Genomic DNA, 1,806 nt, shown 5'->3' with positions numbered 1-1,806 from the left:
GCCACTTTCAGCGCCTGTGTTATGACGCTGCATTTCGCTTTTGTGCCGCAAGCTTGTTCGTGTCTGCGCGCTATGGCGAAGGAGAGCACGATTGAAAATCAACCTTGTCACTGTTCGGAGGTGAACTTCGGTCCGCACGCATACGGCGTTTCACATGGACGCGTGTGACGGTTGGTCGTGCGTGTGCTCGTATAGTTCTTGGCACCCTTCGCACCGTGTTGCGGTCGGACACGCAACAAGTCGCGCAAAGCTAATATCAGTGTGACATCCAGCGCAGATCCCGTAAGTGTGGGCGCTTAGGCGGCAACGAGCCTGGGCGACGCTGTCGAGTTCGCGAGCTGAATGTTCGGCTAGCGCCAAGTCACGATCAACGACCTGCTCGGCGTAGGCTCGATCGCCTTGTCCATTGCGCGGTAGTACGGGTTCGTCATGGCGGTGGCCTACCGCACGATCCAATATCAAGCGCGCGGCTGCCTCCTGCTGGTTCAGCAACACGGTTAGCTGAGCTTTTTGCTTTTTAAGGAGCGGCTTCATTTATTCACCTTCGATCAAATGACTTTCGAAACGGAGTCTGACGTGCATACGTAACGGATGGTCTGGGCAAGAATTCTTGAGCTGGTCCGCCATTCCACGTATCCAAGCACGTGGGTTTGCCAGCTTCTGACGGTCCAGCCTTTACCATAGGCATGACATGCGATAAGTTCAGTTCAGGTCAGTGCGTGCTCCCCCCTGACCATTCACGACGATGTGGATGCGAGAATGGGGCCACGCCCGAGACGCAATATCCAACTGAGGGAGGCATAACGATCGGAACGCTATCCAGCCAGTGTTCTTGTTTAAAATCCCAACAGGATCATCGATCGTTGGGTTGACAGGCATCCCTTTGAGTTGGACTTCAAGGACCCCAACGAAATGAAAATGCCGCTTTTACCGCTCAATCAAGACGTAGGTCGGTCGCCACCGATCAATCACACGTTAGGGCTTATATACCTGAGTCAGATGACCCGTGAACAGCATCCAAAGCGCTAGTGCTGCTAGCGCCACGATGGCCACTGCCACGATCATCTCAATCTTGCCAAACGGAAATTCATGTGGCGCGTGTTCCTTGCGCGCCCATATGAACACGAGGTTACCTAGAGCAAAGAACACGGCGCCGACGAGCATGTACTCCAGTCCGGCTGCAAAGACGAGCCAAAAGCCGTAGATTGTGCCGAGCACACTGCTCACCAGCGCCATCGGCTTGCCAATCTTTGCAGTTGTTGGGTACTTTCCCGTTGCCATCAACTTCCAAAGATAGCCAGTGGATCCGATATAGGCGGGCAAAATCATAACTCCAGTGATGGAGAGCATTACATTCCAGGCGTTGTTTGAGAAGTACACGAGGAGCATCATGACCTGCATCACTGCGCTGGAAACCCACAGGGAAACCGACGCCGCATCGTTCTTGTTCGTCTTGGCGAACACCTTGGGATAGGTCCCATCCTTGGCTCCCGCCCACGGCAGTTCAGCGACGAGGATGGTCCATACCAGCCAGCAAGAGAGAACCGAAATGATTACGCCTGCGTTGACAAAGTACTCCGCCCACTTGCCCAGCAACGAACCCAGGATCACCGCCATGGCAGGTGGTGAAATGGCGGACAGTTGGGCCTGTGACATGACGCCGAAAGGCAGAACGGAGACAAGAACGTAGATTGCGGTGACCGACAGGAAGCCCAGCAGCGTTGCCCTGCTAACGGTCTTCGCATCGGATCGGTCGGACATAACCACCGCACCTTCGATTCCGATAAAGACCCACAGTGTCACCAG

Annotated in this window: 2 protein-coding genes; both read right to left on the bottom strand. The window is 54.8% G+C overall.

Annotation, left to right across the window (positions count from 1 at the left end; translation table 11 throughout):
- Positions 1–150: 150 nt before the first annotated feature.
- Entirely contained in the window at positions 151–534 is a 384-nt protein-coding gene (locus BSU04_RS48850; protein ID WP_086380732.1) for a TraR/DksA family transcriptional regulator, read from the bottom strand.
- 441 nt (positions 535–975) lie between these two features.
- Positions 976–1,806 (bottom strand): amino acid permease (locus BSU04_RS22180; protein WP_144021310.1); only part of this gene is annotated, 831 nt, incomplete at its 5' end.

It is taken from the genome of Caballeronia sordidicola, assembly GCF_002220365.1.
GTDB classification, from domain to species: Bacteria; Pseudomonadota; Gammaproteobacteria; order Burkholderiales; family Burkholderiaceae; genus Caballeronia; species Caballeronia sordidicola_C.
The sequence above is the reverse complement of the archived record's forward strand: the minus strand, read 5'-3'. Positions and strand labels throughout refer to the sequence as shown.